The 21,440-nt window shown below is 71.4% G+C and carries 22 protein-coding genes and 2 riboswitches; of the genes, 9 read left to right on the top strand and 13 right to left on the bottom strand.

What is annotated here, in order from left to right; translation table 11 throughout:
* Nucleotides 1-98: 98 nt before the first annotated feature.
* Nucleotides 99-380: a hypothetical protein gene (locus M3190_RS07185; RefSeq protein WP_251580177.1), complete on the top strand. Its 282-nt coding sequence runs from the start codon at nt 99-101 to the stop codon at nt 378-380.
* A 4-nt stretch (nt 381-384) separates the two neighbouring features.
* On the opposite strand, the gene rmuC is transcribed toward M3190_RS07185, so the two are convergent.
* Both rmuC and M3190_RS07195 read right to left on the bottom strand, forming a co-directional pair.
* Complete coding sequence (gene rmuC, locus M3190_RS07190; protein ID WP_251580179.1) at nt 385-1,647, bottom strand: DNA recombination protein RmuC; 1,263 nt, start codon at nt 1,645-1,647, stop codon at nt 385-387.
* Nucleotides 1,648-1,706: 59 nt separating this feature from the next.
* Nucleotides 1,707-2,297 carry a 3'-5' exonuclease gene (locus tag M3190_RS07195; RefSeq protein WP_251580181.1) on the bottom strand — a complete coding sequence of 197 codons (591 nt, stop codon included), beginning with the start codon at nt 2,295-2,297 and terminating at the stop codon, nt 1,707-1,709.
* Nucleotides 2,298-2,404: 107 nt separating this feature from the next.
* Here M3190_RS07195 and ychF point away from each other — a divergent pair, with 107 nt between their 5' ends.
* Together ychF and M3190_RS07205 are read left to right on the top strand one after the other, a co-directional pair.
* Nucleotides 2,405-3,478 carry a redox-regulated ATPase YchF gene (ychF, locus tag M3190_RS07200; RefSeq protein ID WP_251580191.1) on the top strand — a complete coding sequence of 358 codons (1,074 nt, stop codon included), beginning with the start codon at nt 2,405-2,407 and terminating at the stop codon, nt 3,476-3,478.
* Nucleotides 3,479-3,489: 11 nt separating this feature from the next.
* Entirely contained in the window at nt 3,490-4,263 is a 774-nt protein-coding gene (locus M3190_RS07205) for an alpha/beta fold hydrolase (protein ID WP_251580193.1), read from the top strand.
* Here the strand turns inward: M3190_RS07205 and M3190_RS07210 are convergent, their stop codons facing one another.
* A complete protein-coding gene (locus M3190_RS07210; protein ID WP_251580195.1) occupies nt 4,264-5,205 on the bottom strand; it encodes a helix-turn-helix transcriptional regulator in 942 nt (313 codons plus the stop codon).
* Between the two features lie 30 nt (nt 5,206-5,235).
* Entirely contained in the window at nt 5,236-5,574 is a 339-nt protein-coding gene (locus M3190_RS07215; protein WP_251580197.1) for a DUF7882 family protein, read from the bottom strand.
* A gap of 126 nt (nt 5,575-5,700) precedes the next feature.
* Here M3190_RS07215 and M3190_RS07220 point away from each other — a divergent pair, with 126 nt between their 5' ends.
* Nucleotides 5,701-6,621, top strand: coding sequence for a helix-turn-helix domain-containing protein (locus tag M3190_RS07220; RefSeq protein WP_251580199.1), 921 nt, complete (start codon nt 5,701-5,703; stop codon nt 6,619-6,621).
* Nucleotides 6,622-6,630: 9 nt separating this feature from the next.
* Here M3190_RS07220 and M3190_RS07225 read toward each other — a convergent pair whose 3' ends face one another.
* The gene (locus M3190_RS07225; protein ID WP_251580201.1) at nt 6,631-6,801 is read right to left on the bottom strand and encodes a hypothetical protein; all 171 of its coding nucleotides are present in this window, start codon (nt 6,799-6,801) and stop codon (nt 6,631-6,633) included.
* Between the two features lie 137 nt (nt 6,802-6,938).
* On the opposite strand from M3190_RS07225, the gene M3190_RS07230 reads away from it, so the two are divergent.
* Entirely contained in the window at nt 6,939-7,487 is a 549-nt protein-coding gene (locus tag M3190_RS07230) for a copper resistance CopC family protein (protein ID WP_251580203.1), read from the top strand.
* 52 nt (nt 7,488-7,539) lie between these two features.
* On the opposite strand, the gene M3190_RS07235 is transcribed toward M3190_RS07230, so the two are convergent.
* Entirely contained in the window at nt 7,540-8,100 is a 561-nt protein-coding gene (locus M3190_RS07235; RefSeq protein ID WP_251580205.1) for a type 1 glutamine amidotransferase domain-containing protein, read from the bottom strand.
* Between the two features lie 86 nt (nt 8,101-8,186).
* On the opposite strand from M3190_RS07235, the gene M3190_RS07240 reads away from it, so the two are divergent.
* Nucleotides 8,187-8,324, top strand: coding sequence for a hypothetical protein (locus M3190_RS07240; RefSeq protein WP_251580207.1), 138 nt, complete (start codon nt 8,187-8,189; stop codon nt 8,322-8,324).
* A gap of 89 nt (nt 8,325-8,413) precedes the next feature.
* Here M3190_RS07240 and M3190_RS07245 read toward each other — a convergent pair whose 3' ends face one another.
* A complete protein-coding gene (locus M3190_RS07245) occupies nt 8,414-9,892 on the bottom strand; it encodes an MDR family MFS transporter (RefSeq protein WP_251580209.1) in 1,479 nt (492 codons plus the stop codon).
* 138 nt (nt 9,893-10,030) lie between these two features.
* Here M3190_RS07245 and M3190_RS07250 point away from each other — a divergent pair, with 138 nt between their 5' ends.
* A complete protein-coding gene (locus M3190_RS07250; RefSeq protein ID WP_439958019.1) occupies nt 10,031-11,908 on the top strand; it encodes an ABC transporter ATP-binding protein in 1,878 nt (625 codons plus the stop codon).
* Nucleotides 11,909-11,921: 13 nt separating this feature from the next.
* On the opposite strand, the gene M3190_RS07255 is transcribed toward M3190_RS07250, so the two are convergent.
* From M3190_RS07255 to M3190_RS07280, 6 genes are read right to left on the bottom strand one after another with little or no spacing between them, the layout of a single operon-like run.
* On the bottom strand, nt 11,922-12,884 hold the full coding sequence (locus M3190_RS07255; RefSeq protein WP_251580214.1) for a glycosyltransferase family 2 protein: 963 nt from the start codon (nt 12,882-12,884) through the stop codon (nt 11,922-11,924).
* A complete protein-coding gene (locus M3190_RS07260; RefSeq protein WP_251580216.1) occupies nt 12,884-14,023 on the bottom strand; it encodes a cysteine desulfurase family protein in 1,140 nt (379 codons plus the stop codon). The genes M3190_RS07255 and M3190_RS07260 overlap by 1 nt, the downstream gene beginning before the upstream one ends.
* A gap of 1 nt (nt 14,024) precedes the next feature.
* On the bottom strand, nt 14,025-14,882 hold the full coding sequence (gene nadC / locus M3190_RS07265) for a carboxylating nicotinate-nucleotide diphosphorylase (protein WP_251580428.1): 858 nt from the start codon (nt 14,880-14,882) through the stop codon (nt 14,025-14,027).
* Nucleotides 14,882-16,429: an L-aspartate oxidase gene (gene nadB, locus M3190_RS07270; protein WP_251580218.1), complete on the bottom strand. Its 1,548-nt coding sequence runs from the start codon at nt 16,427-16,429 to the stop codon at nt 14,882-14,884. The genes nadC and nadB overlap by 1 nt, the downstream gene beginning before the upstream one ends.
* Nucleotides 16,426-17,739, bottom strand: a complete 1,314-nt coding sequence (gene nadA / locus M3190_RS07275) for a quinolinate synthase NadA (RefSeq protein WP_251580220.1) — start codon at nt 17,737-17,739, stop codon at nt 16,426-16,428. Before nadA ends, nadB begins: the two co-directional genes overlap by 4 nt.
* A 15-nt stretch (nt 17,740-17,754) precedes the next feature.
* On the bottom strand, nt 17,755-18,432 hold the full coding sequence (locus tag M3190_RS07280) for an NUDIX hydrolase (RefSeq protein ID WP_251580222.1): 678 nt from the start codon (nt 18,430-18,432) through the stop codon (nt 17,755-17,757).
* Between the two features lie 140 nt (nt 18,433-18,572).
* Between M3190_RS07280 and M3190_RS07285 the strand changes: the two genes are divergently transcribed.
* A complete protein-coding gene (locus M3190_RS07285; RefSeq protein WP_251580231.1) occupies nt 18,573-19,745 on the top strand; it encodes a MarP family serine protease in 1,173 nt (390 codons plus the stop codon).
* 65 nt (nt 19,746-19,810) lie between these two features.
* A riboswitch (glycine riboswitch) is annotated at nt 19,811-19,896 on the top strand.
* Nucleotide 19,897: 1 nt separating this feature from the next.
* A riboswitch (glycine riboswitch) is annotated at nt 19,898-19,990 on the top strand.
* An 80-nt stretch (nt 19,991-20,070) separates the two neighbouring features.
* Entirely contained in the window at nt 20,071-21,429 is a 1,359-nt protein-coding gene (locus tag M3190_RS07290; RefSeq protein WP_251580239.1) for an L-serine ammonia-lyase, read from the top strand.
* Nucleotides 21,430-21,440: the final 11 nt, after the last annotated feature.

Here is a 21,440-nt window from a genome sequence, read left to right on the forward strand (position 1 = left end):
GCGCTGAGCGTCAACCCAGGATGCGGGCCGGCCCCTCTGGCACAATGGTCGGTGGTGTCAGCTGTCCCCGGCACTCGCCACCGCCCCCAGGAGTCCACATGTCGACCGCATCCAGTGACCCGCGCACCGGCCAGCTCTCGCTCACGGGTCACCTCCCCGTCACGCCGACGGGCCAGATCCCGATCGTGGGTCAGGCGAACGGTGGTGTGCGCCCCGTGACGGCGCCGGTCGCCGTGGTCGATGACCCGGCCCGGCGTCCGGACGTCCTGTTGCGGCGTCGGATGCCCCCTGGGCACGAGGTGAATGCGTGGTGGCTGATCGGCGCCTTCCTCGCGGTGTCGGTGGGGGTCGTGGGCCTCATGACGTTCTTCCCGTCCTGACGCGTCACTGTTCCGCGAGGCGCCCTCGCAGGTCACCCAGGTCGGCGGGGAGCCGGGCCTCTTCGAGGAGCTCGGGAGCCGTCAGGCGGCGGGTCGTCGCATCGATCGTCGCCGGTGAGGGGAGCGCCTCGAGCTGCGTGTCGTCGATCCCGGGGAACCGCCTCGCGCTGACCAGCACGCGGGTCTCGAGAGACCCGGCGAAGCGGTTGTAGCTGTCGACGGTGCGTTCGATCGCGCGTCGCAAGTCGTCGGCGTGGCCCGCGAGCGATCCGAGCCGGTGGTACAGCTCGTTGCCGAGGTCGAAGAGCCGACGGGCCTCGGTCGACACGTCCTGCTGCGTCCACGTATAGGCGACGGTCTTGAGGACGGCCCACAGATTGACGGGGGAGGCCAGGGCGACGCGTCGGCCGAACGCGTACTCGAGGAGGGTCGGATCCTCCGCCAGCGCCGCTGCGAGCAGCGACTCGCTGGGGATGAAGCAGACCACGAACTCGGGGCTCGACGGCATCCCGGCCCAGTAGCGCTTCTTCGCCAGGGCGTCGATGTGACCGCGCACGGCGGCGACGTGCCGGGCGAGGAGCCTCCCTCGGCGGGCGGCCTCCTCGCCGACGGCGGTGACGGGGATGGCGCTCGCTTCGAGATAGGCGTCGAACGGCACCTTCGCATCGATCGCGAGCGCCTTGTCGCCCGGGAGCCGGACGATCATGTCGGGGCGGCCCGCCCCGGCATCGGTGGAGATCGAGGTCTGCGTGTCGAAGTCGACGTACCGCGTGAGTCCCGCCGACTCGACGATCCGGCGCAGCTGCGTCTCGCCCCACACGCCTCGCGCGCCGTTCGAACGCAGGGCGCCCGCCAGCGACTCGGTCGTCGCCCGCAGCGCCTCGTCGGACTCCTGCGCGCGCCGCAGCTGCTCGGCGAGCGACCCGTACTGCTCCTGCCGATCGCGCTCGAGGTGATCGACCTTCTGCTGCATGGTCGCGAGGGTCTCCTGCACGGGGGCGAGGGCGCGCAGAACGGTCTGCTCGCGACGTTCCCGTTCGTCGCGCGCCGCCTGCTCGGCGTGGATGCGCGCGGTGACGTCGCGGTGGAGGGCGCGCTGCTGGTCGAGCTGAGCCTGCAGGGCGTCTCGTGCCGCCTCCGCCGCGGATGCCTGGGCGTGCAGCGCACCGCGTCGTCCGACTTCGCGGGCCGAGACGACCGCACCCGCCGCGAGGGCGCCGACGGCGAGACAGATCACGGCGAGAAGGACGGAGAAGACGGCATCCATGTGTGTCATGGTGCCCGAGGGCTCCGACATCGGGCCCGCGCCGCGCGGACCGTGTCGCCTCAGGCGGCTGTGGCGGGGGCGGGTGCCGGGATCTGGGGGATGCGGACCCCGAGCAGCATCGCGAGCTCGACGAGGTCGCCCGCGCCGGCGCGCGCGGCAGCGTCGATGACGATCTGCGCGCACGCGAGCGCGTCCGCGGTCGCGTCGTGATGGGCGAAATCGAGGTGCCCTGCCGCTGCCGCGACGAACGGGAGCCGGTACGACGGCAGGTCGTAGGTCTTGCGCGCGACGTGCAGGCTGCAGAGGTAGCGGGCCTCGGGAGCGAGGTGCCCCGTCACCTCGCACGCGCTGCGCAGGACACGCATGTCGAAGCCGGCGTTGTGTGCGACGAGGATGTCCTCGCCGATGAAGTCGAGCAGGCGGGGCAGCTGTTCTGGCCAGGTCGCCGCCGTCGCGACGTCGCTCTCACGGATGCCGTGGATGCCGACGTTGATCTCGAAGAAGCGGTCGTGCCCCTCCGGGGGGCGGATCAGCCACCCCTCCGACGCGACCACCCTGCCGCCACGGACGCGGGCGAGTCCCACGGCGCAGGCGGAGGCGTTGGAAGGATTCGCCGTCTCGAAGTCGATCGCGGTGAAGTCCAGGGGCATGCCTTCACCCTCGCCGCCGGTGGGGCGGGCGGGGCGGAGGCGCGCCGCCGGTCGCGCGGACCCGTTCCGGCGCGCAGCCGCGCGACCGCCGCGTAGAGTGGATGCCCGTGGCTCTCACCATCGGAATCGTCGGACTGCCCAACGTCGGCAAGTCCACCCTCTTCAACGCCCTCACCAAGAACGACGTGCTCGCGGCGAACTACCCGTTCGCGACGATCGAGCCGAACGTCGGCGTGGTGAACCTGCCGGACCCGCGCCTCGACGCCCTCGCGGAGATCTTCTCGTCGGAGCGCATCCTGCCCGCCACCGTGTCGTTCGTCGACATCGCCGGCATCGTCCGCGGCGCCAGCGAGGGCGAGGGCCTCGGCAACAAGTTCCTCGCGAACATCCGCGAGGCCGATGCGATCGCGCAGGTCGTCCGCGGGTTCGCCGACGACGACGTCGTCCACGTCGACGGTGCGGTCGACCCGAAGAGCGACATGGAGACCATCAACGCGGAGCTCCAGCTCGCCGACCTCGAGACCCTCGAGAAGGCGATCGTGCGCTACGAGAAGGAGGTGCGCGGCAAGAAGCTCGACCCCTCGGTGCTCGAGACGGCCAAGGCCGCGCAGGAGGCGCTGCAGCGCGGCGAGCTCCTCTCGGCATCCGGAATCGACCTCTCGCCGATCCGCGAACTCGGGCTCCTCAGCGCCAAGCCGTTCATCTTCGTCTTCAACGTCGATGAGGCCGTCCTGACGGACCCCGCCCGCAAGGCGGAGCTCGCGGCCCTCGTCGCGCCCGCGCAGGCCGTCTTCCTCGACGCGAAGATCGAGTCCGAGCTCGCCGAACTCGACCCGGAGGATGCCGCGGAGCTGCTCGCCTCGACGGGACAGGACGAGTCCGGTCTCGACCAGCTCGCCCGCGTCGGCTTCGATACCCTCGGTCTGCAGACCTACCTCACCGCCGGTCCCAAGGAGGCCCGGGCCTGGACGATCGGCAAGGGCTGGAAGGCGCCGCAGGCCGCGGGCGTGATCCACACCGATTTCGAGAAGGGCTTCATCAAGGCCGAGGTGATCTCGTTCGAGGATCTCGTGGCGACCGGCTCGGTGCAGGAGGCGCGCGCCAGGGGCAAGGCGCGTCTCGAGGGCAAGGACTACGTCATGCAGGACGGCGACGTCGTCGAGTTCCGCTTCAACAACTGAAGGACCCTTCCATGACACAGATCCAGCGCCAGGTGTTCGACGCCGAGGCTCGTGCCATCCCGTTCATCGACGAGGGTGACGGCCCCGTCCTCGTCCTCCTCCCCGCGCAGGGCCTCGACGTCGCCTACCTCGGCGGACTCGCGAGCATCCTCGAGGAGGAGGGATTCCGCATCGTGCGGATCGGATCGCGGCGTCCGGGCCCGGCTCCCGTCTCGATGCATGAGCTCGCCCAGGACGTCGTGGACGTGCTCGACCACCTCGGCATCGGTGCGTCGTGGATCGGCGGTCATGCCTTCGGCGGCGCCGTGGCGCGCACCGTCGCCCTGGATCACCCCGGCCGGGTCAGCGGCGTGCTGCTGCTCGGTGTCGAGGCGACGCGGGCGCTGCACGACGATGCGGCCAGAGCCCTCCAGACGGTGTTCGCCACGCCCGTCGACGCTCCCGACGACGGCGCTGTGCGCACTCTCGTGGGCCCGGGTGTGGACCTCGCCCTCGCGTGGGATGTGTTCGCGCGCTCGCGCGACCTGGTGGTCGAGGACCTGCAGAGCGCGGCCCTCGCATCGACGCCCGCAGCCGAGTGGGCGACGCTGGCGGCGTCGCTGCCGATTCTGATCATCCAGGGTGCCGAGGACGCGATCACTCCTCCGGCCAACGGCGACGACCTCCAGGCGACCGCGGCGGACCGCACGAGTGTCGTCCGCCTTCCCGGCGCCGGACACCTCTTCCCGATGACGCACCCCGGGGAGACGGCTTTCCAGATCGAGGATTACCTCGGCTGGGACTGATCAGCGACCGCGCCTGAGCGTCTCGCTCGGCTGCTCGCCGAACTGCTCGCGGTAGTGCTTCGCGAAGCGCGGCAGGTGCGCGAAGCCCCACCGTCGCGCGATCTCGGCGACGGTCGCCCCCGACGGCCCCGCCTCGGCGAGTTCCGCATGCACGGCGCTCAGACGTGTCGTCCTCACGTACGCGGCCGGTGTGGTGTCGAGCACACGGGCGAACGCCGACTGCAGTCCACGGACGCTCAGCCGCGCCGCGCGGGCGATGTCGCCGACGCTGAGCGGCTCACCCAGGCGTTCCTCGATGAACACCGTCGCCCGGCGGACGGCATCCGACCCGGCTCGCGCGTCCGTCCGCTCCGCGTCGGACCGGATGTCGAAGGCGTGCACCGTCGCCGCGAAGACGGCGTCGACCGCGGCTTGGCGGATGAGGGGATTGTGCAGCAGCTCGCTGTCGCCGAGCACCCGCGTCACGTGGTCGATCGTCAGGTCCCAGTGCCGTTGCAGGTCGGGGGAGAGGGCACTCGTCGCGCCGAAGTGCAGGACGGATTCGTCGAACCCGGTGAAGGCGCCGACGGCCGACAGGTCGAGGCTGACGAGGTCGGCCGTGAGGTTCTCCGACCAGGATTCCGTTGTGCCCGGCCGGAGAAGGAACGGACGACTCGCGTCCACTTCCTCTCCATTGGTGACGGCCCGGAGGACGCCGTCCCGCCGGCGCGCGATGCCGATCGCGCCGGAGACGCCAGACTCGAAATGCAGCCCGGGCGAGATCGTGAAGGACGTCAGGAGCAGGCGATCATCGCCCACGGTGCGCTGCCGGAGTCGGAACGGCGTGCCGGTCTCGTGGATCACGACGTCGGATGCCAGCTGCGCGAGAGCGGCCCGGGCGCCTGCGGCGTCGGTCGCGATGACCGTCTGATCCCGGACGCCCTCGCGGAGGTCAGCGCCCATGCGGCATCCGTCCGCCCGAGGGGCGGAACATCAGCCGATCCGCTCCGACGAGCCGACACCGGCGGCCGCGCCGCCCTGCGGCTCCGGCACGAGATACAGTCCCGACGGCGAGTTGGCGACGTAGCTCAGCGCGTCGAGCCAGGCCGGGTTGAGAGTCGGCTGTCGGCTCCCGAAGTACTGGAAATTGAGGTCGGCGCCGGCGTGCAGCCAGACCACCTGGCGGCCGTCTCCCAGACTCTGATCGTTGCGCCACATGAAGGTGAACGACTCGCCGCGGCGCAGCTTGGTCGTGATGACCACCTGCAGGTGGGCGAGCACCCGATCCTCGAAATCCACACGGATGCGGTCGTTGTAAATGAACTTTCCCACGGGACTCCTTCTGCGGCGGTCTATCCATTATGCGCATTAGTATCCATTTCACGCACATTCATCGATCCGCTCCGCGTCGTCGTGCGCCACGTAAAATGGCAGGCGGGCACCGGTGTGAGGAGACCCATGACCGTGATCGAGGAGCACTTTCGATCCGCAGATCTCGGCGAGGCCGAGGAGTACATCCGTCGCAGCTACGGCAATGTCCAGCTCGACGCCGACGACCTCGTGTTCGAGGAGTCCAGCACGGGCGATGAGCGGTTCGGGCTGCGTCGCCTGAATGTCGAAGGCGGCTACAGCGCCTCGTGCGACCTCGAAGCCGTCATCGTCGTGCAGAGCGACGATGGATACGAGTGGGAGGTCGGGGGTGTCCGCGGCACCGCGCAGTCGCCGGTGCTCTTCCAGCCGGGAACGCTCGACTGCCGGCTCCAGGACGCCCGCGTGCAAGTCGTCGCGCTGCCGGTCGACGTCCTGACCGATGTGGCCCGGACGGTCTACAACGACGACACCCTGACGCTGTCCTTCGACGGCGCGTCGGCGCTGTCACCGGCTCTGTCCATGGCATGGCGGTCGACCACGGCGATGGCGTTCGACGCAGAGCCGTTGTTCGGCAACGACCTCGTGCGGGCATCGGTCTTCCGCTCGCTCGCGGTCTCCACCTTGGAGACCTTCGCCGCGGTCGATGAGACGCGCGCACGCCGAGAGACGGTGGAGCAGCAGCAGACCGCCTACCGCCGGGCGGTCGCCTTTCTGGAGGATCACGCTTCCCTGCCCATCACCATCGACGATGCCGCGGCAGCGGCCGGTGTCGGCGCTGCCGCGTTGGCCCGCGCGTTCCGGACGCATTCCCTCGCGGGGCGCACACCCGAAGAGCACCTGAGCGCGGTCCGACTGGATGCTGCGCACGCCGACCTCGTCCGTGCTCCGCTGGGCGGCTCGGTGACGGTCGCCGAGATCGCGGCACGATGGGGGTTCGCCGAAGCTGCCTTCGTCCGCCTCCACCGGCGGGCCTACGGCGTCCCTCCCGGCGAGCTGCTCGGGCTCTGAGCCGCCGCCTCAGTCCTCGTCGGCTTCGGGCTGGCCGGGTCCGGGTCCGGGTCGCGCGACGGCCCCGTCCGCGATGTCGATCCGGGTGACACCGTCACGCTCGCTCACCCGCACGTCGTACTCGGCGCTGGGCGCGCCACGGTCCTCGGGCCGTTCCACTCCCTCAGGCTGCTCCGTCATGGTCGGTCCTTTCGTCGCGTCGTCCGGGGAACCCTAACGCTCCCGGTCCGGCGGAAGGCCCACCTTGCGTCGACGTCGACCCACCGCTAGACGGCGGCTCCGACCTCGTACACAGCGGATCGCGGCAGACTCGAGGGATGCGTGTCCTCTCGTCCGTCCCCGCTGCGCTCCGCGCCGCTCTCGCCGGCGTCCTTCTGGCGCTGGCCGCCGTCCTCACCGTCGCCAACCCGGCCGCGGCGCACGATGAGCTCGTGGGCAGTTCACCGGCCGTGGGCGCCGACCTCGCCGAGGCGCCGGCGGAGATCACCCTCACCTATTCGGCGGCCATCATGACCGAGGGCGCGACGGTCGCTGTGTTCGACGCTTCGGGGCGCGACTGGGCAGAGGGCGCGCCAGCCATCGACACGAACACGCTCACCCTTCCTGTCGCCGGCCTGCCGGCAGCCGGATACGTCGTCGAGTGGCGTGTCGTCTCCAGCGACGGTCATCCCATCAGCGGGACCATCCCGTTCACGGTCGGCGGCGGCGCCCCCATCACCTCCGACGACGTCGCCGGCGCGGCCACGCCCGAGGACGAGGGAGCCGTGGTCCCGGTCGTCGTCGGAGCCGTGATCGCGGTCGCCGTCATCGGGATCACGCTGTGGATCGTGCTCTCGCGTCGCCGGTCGGGCGCAGCGGAGCGCTGAGACGACGGATGCCGCGCGCCCGCGTGTGTGCGGGTGCGCGGCATCCGGTCGGTCAGACGGTCTGGGCGGCGTGGCGTCCCTCCGCGATCTCCTCGACGAGCTTCGCGTCGAAGGCGGGCAGGTCGTCGGGCGTGCGGCTCGAGACGAGGCCGGCGTCGACCACGACCTCCTCGTCCTGCCAGGTCGCGCCCGCATTGACGAGGTCGGTCCGCAGACTGGGGTAGCTCGTGAGCGTGCGGCCGCCGAGGACGTCGGCTTCGACGAGGAGCCACGCCGCATGACAGATCGCGCCTACCGGCTTGTGCTGCGCGAAGAAGTCGCGCGCGAAGCGGACGGCTGCCTCGTCGAGGCGCAGGTCGTCGGCGTTCACGACTCCGCCGGGGAGCACGAGGGCGTCGAACTCCGCCGCCTCCGCGTCGGCCGTCGTCATGTCGACGGGCTGTTCGTGGCCGTTCTTGCCGGTGATGGTTCCGGACTCGGGCGAGATGAGGACCGCGGTCGCACCGGCATCCGTCACCGCCTGCCACGGCGAGGTCAGCTCGCTGTCTTCGAATCCGTCGGTCGCGACGAACGCGACACGCTTACCGCTGAGGGTTCCGTTCGAGGTGCTCATGTCCGGCACGCTACGCCGCGACCGGGACCCGTCGCGGGCCCTTGACCGCGGCCCTGAGCGGGTTTATGCGGCGTAGGCTGATCGTCATGGCGACTTCGAACCTGCCGACCCCGATCCTGCAGCCCGTCCCGACGACGCCGGATGCCGCAGACGAGAAGCCGACGCTGCAGATCATCGACCAGAGCGCGTCGTGCTGCGGCGGCGGCGCCTGCAGCATCGACTGACGGCTCCCGCCCAGCGGCCTCGGCTTCGCCGGCGGCTTCCTCCGCTCGCGCCCGCGCAACGCGCCGATCGCACGGCGGCGTGCCGGCGGTCAGTGCGCGGCGGCAGGGAGGTCGGCGTCGTCCTGATCAGCCGGCTTGCGGACGAACAGGGCGAGCGCGACTGCTGCCGTGGCGACGATCGCGCCCACGAGGAATGCCGCGTGGATGCCGTCGGCCTTGGCGATGACCTCGTCGCTGCCGCCGGCGATGGCACCGGCCGTGACCACGGTCATGATCGCGACGAACACGGCGGTGCCGGCGGCGCCCGCGACCTGCTGCAGCGTGCCCACCGTCGCCGAACCGTAGGGGTAGAAGCGGCGGGGGAGCGAGCCGAGTGCGGATGTCATGAGCGGGGTGAAGGTGAGTCCCAGCCCGAGGCTCAGCGTGAGGTGCACCGCGATGACGAAGGCGACACCGGTGTCCGGACCGAAGAACGTCATGCCCCACAGAGCTGCGGCAGCCAGCACCATCCCCGGGATCACGAGGGGGGTCGGCCCGAAGCGGTCGAAGGCATTGCCGACGAACGGCGCCATCGCGCCCATGAGGATGCCGCCCGGGAGCAGCACGAGGCCCACCCCGAGCACGTCCAGGCCGAGGACCTGCTGGAGGTAGATGGGCAGCAGGATGATCGATCCGAACAGCGCCATGAACACGATGACGACGAGCACGATCGCGAGTGAGAATGCCGGCGTCTGGAACGTCCGGAGATCGAGGAGGGCGCTGTCGGTCTTCTGCAGGTGGAGCTGGCGCAGGACGAAGAGGACGAGGGATGCGGCGCCGACGGCGAGGGGGATCCAGACGGGCACAGGGGTGTGACCGGATGCCGACTCCCCGATCGCGCTGAAGCCGTAGATGAGTCCTCCGAAGCCGACTGCCGAGAGCGGGACCGAGAGCAGATCGAAACGTGCGTCGGGTCGCGTCGTGGTGACGTTCTTGACCCACACCGCTCCGAGTCCCAGGGCGATGAGGGCGATGGGCAGCATGACCCAGAAGATCGCGTGCCAGGTCAGCGTCGACAGGATCACGCCGGAGACCGTCGGGCCGATCGCGGGGGCGACCGCGATGACGACGGAGATGAGGCCCATCATCCGTCCGCGGTGCGACGGCGGAACGATGTTGAGGACCGTCGTGAACAGGAGCGGCAGCATGATCGCGGTGCCGCTGGCCTGCACGATGCGTCCCACCAGGAGGAAGCCGAAGCCGGGGGCGAGGGCGGCGATGAGTGTGCCGGCGGCGAACAGGCTCATCGCCGCGAAGAAGACGGCGCGCAGCGGGAAGCGCTCGAGCACGAAGCCGGTCAACGGGATGACGACGGCCATCGTCAGCAGGAAGCCGGTGGTCAGCCACTGACCCGAAGCGACGGTGATGTCCAGGTCCGCAACGATGTCGGTGAGGGCGACCGACATGGTCGTCTCGTTCAATATGACGACGAATGCGGCGACGACGAGCAGCGCGATGACCGGACCGGTTCTCGCGGTTCGCGAATCGGCCGGGACGACGGGAGTGGAAGCGGTGTCCGAAAGGGGCACGGGAATCCTTCGAGTGGGGCGGGAGGCGGCGGAGGTGCCGAGCCCGAGACGAGCCGTTCAGCTTAACGGATGCTGTGAGCGCGGCATTCCCGCGACGGCGCCCCGATCCTCGCGCGGGGTTATGGTGACGGGATGAGCATGGGCGGACCCGGCGGCGGACGGGGCGGGTTCCGGGCCGTCGACGAGGAGGCCCAGCGGCGCCGCAACGCCTCGGCGCCTCGGGTCCCCGACCTCGGTCGGCGCGTCGTGGCGCTGTTCCGTCCGTACCGTCGACGGCTGGTGGTGACGGCCGTCCTCGTCATCCTGGGGGCGGCGGTGGGCGTGATCCCGCCGCTGATCGTCCAGCGGATCTTCGACGACGCGCTCTTCCCCGTCGACGGCTCCGCGCCCCGGATCGGGCTGCTCGGCATCCTCGTCCTGACGATGATCGCCCTGTTCGTCCTCGGGGCCGGGCTCGGCATCGCGCAGACCTGGTTCACCTCGACTGTGGGCAACCGCGTCACGGGCGACCTCCGGGTGCGGATGTTCGAACACCTGCAGGCGATGGACCTCGGTTTCTTCACCCGGACGAAGACCGGGGTCATCCAGTCGCGGCTGCAGAACGACGTCGGCGGCGTCTCGGGAGTGCTGACCAACACGGTCACGAGCATCCTCGGCAACACGGTGACGGTCATCTCCGCGCTCGTCGCGATGGTCCTGATCGACTGGCGCCTCACGCTCATCGCGGTCGTCATGATGCCGGTCCTCGTCCTCGTGCAGCGCCGAGTCGGACAGGTGCGCGCGCGCATCGCGGGGCAGACGCAGGAGTCACTGTCGGAGCTCAGCGCCATCACCCAGGAGACCCTGAGCGTCTCCGGAATCCTCCTGTCGAAGTCCTTCAACCGCCAGCGCGCCGAATCCGCCCGCTACGCCGCCGAGAACCGCACCCAGATCGGTCTTCAGGTGCGGCAGGCGATGAGCGGGCAGGGCTTCTTCGCCGTCGTGCAGATCATCATGTCGTCGGTCCCGGCCATCATCTACCTCGTCGCCGGCCTGTTCATCAGCGGCGGGGGTCCGGCGATCACGGCGGGCGCCGTCGTCGCGTTCACCACGGTGCAGGCGCGCCTGTTGATGCCGCTGATGGGCCTCATGCGGGTCGCGTTGGACGTCCAGACCTCGCAGGCGCTGTTCGCGCGCATCTTCGAGTACCTCGACCTGCGCCCCGCCATCACCGACCGCGCGGACGCGATCGAGGTCGCAGCCGCGCCCGGCCCGCTCGGACGCATCGAGTTCCGCGACGTGTCCTTCCGCTATCCGGATGCCGGTCCGCAGAGCCCTGCGACGCTCGACGGCGTGTCCTTCGTCGCCGAGCCCGGCCAGCATGTCGCGTTCGTCGGCCCGTCGGGGGCCGGCAAGACCACGATCCTCTACCTGGCTCCCCGGCTCTACGAACCCGAGGCGGGGACCGTGCTGTTCGCCGGCGCGGACGTGCGGAGCCTCACCCACGCCTCGATCATCGACCGCATCGGGATCGTGTCGCAGGAGACCTATCTCTTCCACGCATCGATCCGTGACAACCTGCGCTACGCCCGGCCGGAGGCGACGGATGCCGAGATCGAAGCCGCCTGCATCGCCGCCAACATCCACCACGTCATCTCGGGCTTCGAGGCCGGCTACGACACGGTCGTCGGCGAACGTGGCTATCGGCTCTCCGGCGGGGAGAAGCAGCGCATCGCGATCGCGCGCGTGCTCCTGAAGGACCCGCCCGTCCTGCTGCTGGACGAGGCGACCTCGGCGCTCGACACCGTGTCGGAGCGCGTGGTGCAGGAGGCGATCGACGAGGCCGCCCGCGGGCGCACGACGCTGTCCATCGCGCACCGACTCTCGACGGTGGTCGGCGCCGACGTCATCCATGTCGTCAGCGGCGGACGCATCGTCGAATCCGGCACGCACGCCGAGCTCCTCGCCCGCGACGGGCTGTACGCCGAGCTCGCTGCCCAGCAGATCGCCGCGAGCCGGATCGAGGGCGCCGTCTAGGAGGCCGCGGCGCTCACCAGGCGAGGGCGGCGGCGCGAAGTGCTGCGGAGTCGGCGTCGAGGTCGAGTCCCTCCCGCGCCGCGCGGTCGGACAGGTCGCGGGTGAACGCTCCGAGGAGCCGGCGGTACTCGTCGTCGGGGTGGTGCTCGGCGACCCGCACCAGGGCGGGCACGTCCATACCGAGGATGAGCCGGACGCGTGACTGCGCCGCGGCGGAGTAGCCGCCCGCGTCGAGGACCGCGAGCCCGCCCCGCATCCCGTCCAGATAGTCCTGGAGCACGGGGACGGCGTGCCGGCGCTGCGTGATGGAGGTGCCGTCTGCGCGCTCGCGCCACTGCACGACGACGTCCGGGACGACATCGATGGCGCGCGCCGCGGTGTACAGCTGCTGCGCCACCACCTGGTCCTCGTACGCCCGCTCCTCGGTGAAGCGCAGGCCCTCGCGGCGCCACAGGTCGGTGCGGCTGACCTTCGACCAGGCGACGATGTTGCCCGAGACGTCGGGGTGCTCGGCGAGCGTCGTGCCCTGCCGCGCGGGAGCGGTCGAGGCAGCGACCCACGGTTGGACGACGCCGGGGGCGTAGTGACCGGCGGCATCCGCTCGCAGCCGGACGTACGCGCCGACGGCGACGTCGCTGCCGGAGTCCTCGAGGCTCCCCACGAGCGTCTCCAGGCCGCGCGGCGTCATGACGTCGTCGGCGTCGAAGAACCCGACGAACGGGGTCGCCACGAGCTCGAGCGCCTCGTTGCGGGACGCGCCGAGGCCGCGCGCGACCTCGTGACGGAGCAGCCGGAAGCGAGGATCGGCGGCGGCGACCTCGGCGAAGACCTCCGCCGTGCGATCCCGCGAGGCGTCGTCGACCAGGATCACGCGGAAGTCGTCGCGGGTCTGGGCGCGGAGGGAGGTCAGTGCTTCGTCGACGTAGGCGCCCACATCGCGTCCGGGCACGATGACGGTGACGGTCGAGGAGGTCATCACCGCGATCGTACCGCCGCGACGGATGCCGCGACCGCGTCGGCGATCGGTGCGGGGTCACCGCTGAAGTGATGGCCGAAACTGAACCGCACCGAGGTCTGGGCGACCTCCGGCGCGACGCCCAGGGCGACGAGGACGTGCGACGGCTCGTCGCTGCCCGCGGCGCAGGCCGATCCGCTCGAGGAGACCACACCCCGCCGCTCGAGTTCCAGCAGGATCGCCTCGCCGCTCACTCCCGCGAAGGTGAAGCTCGCCGTCCCCGGCAGGCGTCGCGTGGGGTGGCCCGTCAACGATGCCTCGGGGACCAGCTCGCACACGCGGCGGACGAAGACGTCCCGCAGTGCGGTGGCGCGCGCCGCCGCATCCGTTCGTTCCCGCTCGGCGAGCTCGAGCGCGACGGCGAAGCCGACGGCGCCCGCGACGTTCTGCGTGCCGCTTCGGCGGTCGCGTTCCTGCCCTCCGCCGTGGAGCAGGGGCTCGAGCGGCACGCGGCCGCGGATGGCGAGCACGCCGATCCCCTGCGGGGCGCCGATCTTGTGGCCCGCGAGCGACAGCGCGTCGGCGCCGGTCCCGGCGAGCGGCAGCCATCCCGCCGCCTGGACCGCGTCGAGGTGGAACGGGATGCGGCGGGGCGCCGTGACGGCGGTGAGGGCCGCGGCATCCTGCACCGTCCCGATCTCGTTGTTGGCGTAACCGACCGAGACGAGCACGGTGTCGTCCCGCAGGGCGTCCGTCAGTGCCGTGGGGGAGAGGAGACCGTCCCCGTCGACCGCGACGTGCGTGACGGCCACGCCGTGCACGCGCTGCAGGTACTCGGCCGACGAGAGGACCGACTCGTGCTCGATCGCGGTGGTCACGACGTGGCCCGGGCGTCCGCGACGCAGGAGCGCAGCCACAGCGATGCCCTTGATGGCCAGGTTGTTCGCCTCCGTCGCCCCGGAGGTGAAGATCACGTCGCCGGGGCGCATCCCGAGCACGCCGGCGACGCGGCGGCGGGCGTCCTCGAGGGCCTGTGCGACATCCTCACCGATCGTGTGATGGCTCGACGGGTTGCCGAAGCGGTCGCCGAGGAAGGGCGACATCGCCTCCCGCGCCTCCGCGCGCACGGGACCGGACGCGGCGTGGTCGAGGTAGAGCACGTCAGGCCTCGTCGATGCGGACGTCGAGCCCCAGGTCGAGCGCGCGCGCCGAGTGGGTGAGGGCACCGACGGAGATGACGTCGACGCCGGTCTCGGCGATGGCGCGGACGGTCTCGAGCGAGACAGCGCCGGATGCCTCCACGGTCGCGCGCCCGGCGACCTGTCCGACCCCGGTGCGCAGGTCCTCCAGGGAGAAGTTGTCGAGCATGATCGTGCCGATCCCCGCGGCGAGGACGGCCTCGATCTGGTCGAGGCGGTCGACCTCGACCTCGATGTGCGTCGTGTGCGGGAGTCGTGCCTTGGCCTCGCGGAGGGCCTCGGTGACCGACAGCCCCGAACGGAGCAGGACCGCGAGGTGGTTGTCCTTGGCCATGACGGCGTCTGAGAGCGAGTATCGGTGGTTCGCGCCGCCGCCGCTGCGGACGGCGTGACGCTCGAAGGCGCGGAGCCCCGGTGTGGTCTTGCGCGTGTCGGTGATCCGCACCCCGGTGCCGGCGACCGCATCGACGTACTGCGCGGTCAGCGTCGCGACCCCCGACATCCGCTGAGCGAAGTTCAGCCCGATGCGCTCGCCCGTCAGGACGGCCCGCGCCGGGCCGGAGACCGTCGCGAGCACGTCGCCGGGCGCGAAGCGGGTGCCGTCGGACGCATGGACGAGCGCCTCGACCCTCGGATCGGTCAGGGTGAAGGCGGCGGCGAAGACCTCGCCGCCGCTGAGCACACCGCTCTCGCGAGCGACGAGCTCCGCCGTCGCGGTGGCGGATGCCGGGATCAGCGCCTCGCTCGTGAGGTCGCCCCACGGGGCGTCCTCGGCCAGGGCGGCGCGGACGGTGTTCTCGATGACGACGGCGGAGAGCATCATGCGGCCCCTTCCAGGTCGGTGCGGACGCCACCGTGGGCGGCCGCGGCGGGGTCGTCGGTGCGCAGGTGCGATCCGACGGAGCCGGTGCGCGCGCTCGCCGAGGCGACGACGAGTTGGGCGACCTGGAGCAGGCCCGCGTCCTCGTGCTCGCGGACGCTCACGGGAGCGGGCATCTCCGCCTGCCACGCGGCGAGGGTGCGGCCCGCGTGCCTCAGCCCGGCGCCGTCGCGGGCGACACCGGCATCCGCCCACATGAGCTCCTGCAGCGCACGGCGGGAGAACGGCGGATGCGGGATGCCGACGGCCACCGTGTCGGCGTCCGGCGGCGTCGATGCGCCGGCGGCCACGGGCCAGGCTCGGACGGCATCGGCCGCTGCCGCGGCACCGGCGCGCGCGCCGAACACGGCGCCCTCCAGCAGGGAGTTGGAAGCCAGGCGGTTCGCTCCGTGGACGCCCGTGCGGGCGACCTCACCGACGGCGTAGAGCCCTGGGACGTCGGTCCGTCCGTCGAGGTCCGTCACGACTCCACCCATGAGGTAGTGCGCGGCCGGGGTGACGGGGATCGGCTCGCGCGCCCAGTCCAGACCGCGGTCGCGGACGGCCGCGTCGATCGTCGGGAACCGGGCCGCGAGGAACGCTGCCCGCTGATCCGGGTCGGGGCTGTGGACGGCGGTCGCGTCGAGCAGGACGGGGCGCCCGCCCTGGCGTGCCATGGCGCCCGCGATCGCGCGCGCCACGACGTCCCGCGGGGCCAGCTCGCCGTCGGGGTGAGCCTCGAGCGCGAAGCGCCGTCCGCGCTCGTCGCGCAGGACGGCGCCCTCGCCGCGCACGGCCTCGGAGACGAGGAAGGCATCGCCGACGGCCAGCACCGTCGGGTGGAACTGGACGAACTCGAGGTCGCGGACGGCGGCGCCGGCGCGTGCGGCCAGCGCGATACCGTCACCCGTCGCGACGGCCGGGTTGGTGGAGTGCGCGAACAGCTCGCCCGCACCACCGGTGGCGAGGATCACGGCGTCCGCCGCGATGCGCTCGCCACCGTGCAGCTCGACGCCGACCACACGGCCTCCACGGCGGACGAGGTCGGTGACGAAGGCGTGCTCCTGCAGCCGTACGCCGCTCGAGCGCAGGCGCGCGATGAGCGCGCGCTCGATCTCGGCCCCGGTCGCGTCACCGCCCGCGTGGAGGATGCGAGCGAAGGAGTGCGCACCTTCCAGACCGCCCCGCAGAGCGCCGTGCTCGTCGCGGTCGAAGGCGACGCCGGCCGCGATGAGGTCGCGGATCCGGTCGGGGCCTTCCTCGACCAGGACCGTCACGGCCGCGGGATCGGCCAGGCCCGCCCCCGCGACGAGGGTGTCGCGGGCGTGGTCGTCGGTGCGGTCAGCAGGGGAGAGGGCTCCCGCGATGCCGCCCTGTGCGTAGCGGGTGTTCGCCTCGGCGACCGTCGCCTTCGTCACGAGCGTGACGTCGCACCCCGCCCCGTCGGCGTGCAGGGCCGCGGTGAGGCCCGCGATCCCCGAGCCGACGACGACGACCGCGGTGGTCACGGCTTGGCCGCCAGCATCCGCTCGAGGGCGACACGCGCCGGCTCCGCGACGTCCGCCGTCACCTGGATGCGGTTGCGCACCTCACCCGCGACGAGACCCTCGAGCACCCATGCGAGGTATCCGGGGTGGATGCGGTACATCGTCGAACAGGGGCACACCACCGGGTCGAGGCAGAAGATCCGGTGCTCCGGGAACTGCGCCGCCAGGCGCTGGACGAGGTTGATCTCCGTGCCGATCGCGAAGGTCGTCGGCTCGGTCGCGGCGGCGATCGCCTTGCGGATGTAGTCGGTCGACCCCGCCTCGTCGGCCGCGTCGACGACGTCCATCGGGCATTCCGGGTGGACGATCACCCGCACCCCGGGGTGCTCGGCGCGCGCCTGGGCGATCTGGCCGACCGTGAAGCGCCGGTGCACCGAGCAGAACCCGTGCCACAGGATGACGCGGGCGTCGTGGAGCTCGGCCTCGGTCGAGCCGCCGAGCGGCTTGCGCGGGTTCCACATGGGCATCCGCTCCAGGGGGACCCCCATCGCCTTCGCGGTGTTGCGGCCCAGGTGCTGGTCGGGGAAGAACAGCACGCGGCGCCCGCGGGCGAACGCCCACTCCAGCACCGTGCGCGCGTTCGACGAGGTGCAGACGATGCCGCCGTGGCGGCCGACGAAGCCCTTGATGGCGGCGGAGGAGTTCATGTAGGTGACCGGGATGACGGGGAGCAGCCCCTCGGCATCCGGAATGTCCATGTCGCCGTAGACCTCGGCGAGCTGCTCCCAGCACTCCTCGACCTGATCGATGTCGGCCATGTCGGCCATGGAGCATCCGGCGGCGAGGTTGGGGAGGATGACGGCCTGCTCGGGACGCGAGAGCAGGTCGGCGGTCTCGGCCATGAAGTGGACGCCGCAGAAGACGATGGCTTCGGCCTCGGGGTGCTCGAGCGCCGCGTTCGCGAGCTGGAAGGAGTCGCCGACGTAGTCCGCGTGGGTGACGACCTCCTCGCGCTGGTAGAAGTGCCCGAGGACGACGACGCGGTCGCCCAGGGTCGCCTTCGCCGCGACGATGCGGGCGGCGAGCTCTTCCTCGGCCGCCTCCCGGTACTCGGCGGGCAGTTGGCCCTGGCGCGGGGCGCCCGTCGGGATCACGTCGCCCATCGACGATCCGGGTCCGTATCCCGGGCGGGTGTCGAAGGTCCACGGGCCGGCGGCCAGATCCGTGTTGCACGTCTCGGTGGTGAGGTCGCCGGCGACGATCGCCTGGATCTCATGGTCGACGCTGGGGTCGAGCGGGCGGGGCTGGAGGGTGACGGGGGTGGCGCTCATGACGGGTCGGGTCCTTCACTGCGGGAGCGGGCCGCGATCGGCCAGCTCGACGTCCTGGTTGTAGCGGTAGAGCCGCGCCGGGCGGTGGCTGCCCGTGCGGAAGTCGTCTGTCGGAATGAGGGTGCCGGACCCCTCGACCTGACGCCGGAAGTTGGCGGGATCCAGGCGGCGCCCCAGGATGGCCTCGTTGACCTCGCGGAGCTCGGCGAGCGTGAAGCGGTCGGGGAGGAAGCCGTGCGCGATGCGGCTGTAGCCGACCTTGTTGCGCAGTCGCCAGAGGGCGTAGTCGACGATGTGGTTGTGGTCGAAGGCGAGGGTCGGCAGCGCCGTCGCATCGAACCACGCGACGTTGTGCTGCTCGGTCGCCTGCGCGACGTCCTCGCGGACGAGGGCCCAGTACACGATCGACACGACCCGTCCGGGCGAGCGGCCGACGTCCCCGAAGGCGTACAGCTGCTCGAGATAGCTGGGCGCGAGTCCGGTCGTCTCCGCGAGGGTGCGCGATGCGGTGGCTTCCAGGTTCTCGACGGGATCGACCCATCCCCCGGGGAGGGCCCACTGGCCTTCGTGCGGATCGCGCGTCCGGCGGACGAGGGGGAGCTCGATGCGCGCGTCGTCGGCCTCGCGCCGCAACCGGAAGATGACGGTCGAGACGGCGACGCCGATGGGGGGAGGGGAGGATGTTCGTGTCATGGTGACCTTAACTGCCGGAACGATCTTATAGTCGAACTGACCAGAACCGCAACACGAACCGATTTCCCAGCAGCCGCGGCCTACGCTGATCCAGAGGAACCGCCGGCTCTCCCGGGCGGACTCGTCAAGGGAGGCCCGTCGTGCTCGTCGTCGACATCATCGTCGTGCTCGTGCTCATCGCCGCGCTGTTCGGCGGCCTTCTGCGCGGGCTCGTGGCCACCGCCGGCACCCTCATCGGTATCGTCCTGGGAGCGGTCCTGGCCGTCTGGCTCACCCCCGTCATCGCGCCCGCCTTCACCGGGTGGGAGTACCGCAGCCTCGTGCTCGCGATCATCGCGCTCGCCATCGTCATCCTGCTCGCCGCGCTGGGGACAGCGGTGGGCAGGCGACTGCGCCGGGGTGTCGACAGGGCCCGCCTCGCACCGCTCGACCGCATCCTCGGGGGAGTGGTGAACACCGCCGCCGCGGCCGTGGTCCTCCTGCTCACGAGCGGCGCGATCGTCGGATCCGGGATGCCGGTGGTCGCCCCCGCGGTCGCGTCCTCACGCGTCCTCGGCGCGATCGATGCGCTCACGCCGCCGGGGGTCGACTCCGCGCTCGCCGAGTTCCGCGGCTTCATCGTCTCGGAGGGGATCCCGCGCGTCGGCGAGCTGCTGGCCCCCGAGGTGGAGCCCACAGCACCCCCGGTCTCGCTCGACGATCCGCAGCTGGAGCGGGCCGCGGCATCCGTCGCCCGCATCAGCGGCAACGCGTACGCGTGCGGGGCGTCGCTCACGGGTTCGGGCTTCGTCGTGGCCGAGGACCTCGTCGTCACGAACGCCCACGTCGTCGCCGGCGTGGACGCCCCACTGGTGGAGCTGCCCGGAAGGGATGCCGAGGAGGGGCGGATCGTCTACTTCGACCCGATCGACGACCTCGCCGTCATCAGCGTCGACGGGCTGGATGCCGCGCCGCTGACGATCGTGGACCCGGTCGCGGCCGGCACCCCGGTCGCGGTGCAGGGCTATCCGCTGGGCGGACCCTTCACGAGCAGTGCCGCCTACGTGCTGTCGGTCGGCAGCGCGGTCGTCTCCGACATCTACGAGGACGCCTCGCAGCCCCGCGAGATCTACGCGCTGGAGGCGGACGTGCGTCCGGGCAACTCCGGCGGTCCGCTCCTCACGGAGGACGGCGAGGTGACCGGCGTGGTGTTCGCCCGCGGCCAGGACGACGCGTCCCGCGGCTACGCGATGACGACCGACGAGCTGCGTCCGGCGCTGGAGGCCTCGCCCGACGACGAGACCGTCTCGTCAGGGGCGTGCGCCACCGACTGACCGGGTCGTATCGGCGCGACGGGCCCCGGTGATAGGCTCGCGCTCACAACCGCACACCGGACCATCGCGTCTGCTCGGGAGAAGCCCTCGCGGCTGCCGAAGGAGCAATCCCTCCCCGGAATCTCTCAGGCCCCCGTACCGAGCCGACATGGTCACTCTGAAAAGCGGCACCCGTGTGGTGCCCGCCGACGGGGCAAGCGGGCATGGCCCGCGAAATCTCTCAGGCCGATGACAGAGGGGGAGGAACTCACCCGCATCCCGCTGCGCCGTCAGGAGTTCCGTTGACCCCCTTCCTCTCTCCCTCCGCTCGATCGACGCGATGTCCATGAGCATCGGCGTGTTCGACCTCTTCACCGTGGGTATCGGTCCATCGAGTTCCCACACGGTGGGGCCGATGCGCGCCGCCGCCGACTTCGTCTCCCGCATCGACACGCGACGCGCCGCGCGCGTACGGGTCGACCTCTACGGATCGCTGGCGGCGACCGGACGCGGCCACGGCACACTGACGGCCGTCCTCCTCGGACTCGAGGGGTGTCAGCCGGAGGAGGTCCTCCCTGCCGAGGTCGAGGAGCGGACCGTCGCGATCTCGTCGGAGCGCCGCGTGCGGCTGGGTGGTGACGGTGACGTGCCGCTGTGCGAGGACGACATCGTCCTCCACCCCCTGACCGTCCTGCCCGCGCACACCAACGGGCTCCGGCTGCAGGCGTGGGATGCTGACGACGTCCTGCTGGACGATGCCGTCTACTACTCGATCGGCGGCGGCTTCATCGTCCGCGACGGCGAGGGCCGCGCTGAGACCGCCTCGGACCCGGTGCCCTTCCCCTTCGAGACGGCCGCCGAGCTCCTCGCGCATTGCGAGCGCGAGGGCCTGTCGATCGCGGAGGTGCAGCAGCGCAACGAGCGGGTCTCGCGCGCCGACGACGACATCGCCGCCGGCATCCTCCACCTCGCCGACGTGATGGCGGCCAGCGTCGCGTCCGGCGCCGCGCGCGAGGGGATGCTGCCGGGCAGTCTGCGGGTCGCACGCCGCGCGCCGGCGTGGCACGAGCGTCTGCTGCGCGACGACCCGGCGGGAAACGACCCGGCGCTCTGGCAGGAGTGGGTGAACTTCGTCGCCCTCGCCGTCAACGAGGAGAACGCGTCGGGTGGGCGGATCGTGACGGCACCCACGAACGGCGCAGCCGGCATCATCCCTGCTGTGCTCCACTACGCGATCCACTACGCGGCGCCGACGCGCCCCCGTGACGAGGTCGTGGTGCCGTTCCTGCTGACCGCCGCGGCCATCGGCGTCCTCTACAAGGCGCGCGCGTCGATCTCGGGTGCCGAGGTCGGGTGCCAGGGCGAGGTGGGCTCGGCCTCCTCGATGGCCGCCGCCGGACTCGCTCAGGTCCTCGGCGGAACCCCGCGGCAGGTCGAGAATGCGGCCGAGATCGCGATGGAGCACAACCTCGGTCTCACGTGCGATCCGATCGGCGGGCTCGTGCAGATCCCGTGCATCGAACGTAACGCGATCGCCGCGGCGAAGGCGATCAACGCCGCCAAGATGGCGCTGTGGGGAGACGGCACCCACCGCGTCTCGCTCGACGAGGTCATCGCCACCATGCGCGAGACGGGGCGCGACATGAGCAGCAAGTACAAGGAGACGGCGCTCGGCGGCCTTGCGGTCAGCGTCGTGGAATGTTGAGCGGAGACGGC

Source organism: Microbacterium oleivorans (genome assembly GCF_023715745.1).
GTDB classification, from domain to species: Bacteria; Actinomycetota; Actinomycetes; order Actinomycetales; family Microbacteriaceae; genus Microbacterium; species Microbacterium oleivorans_D.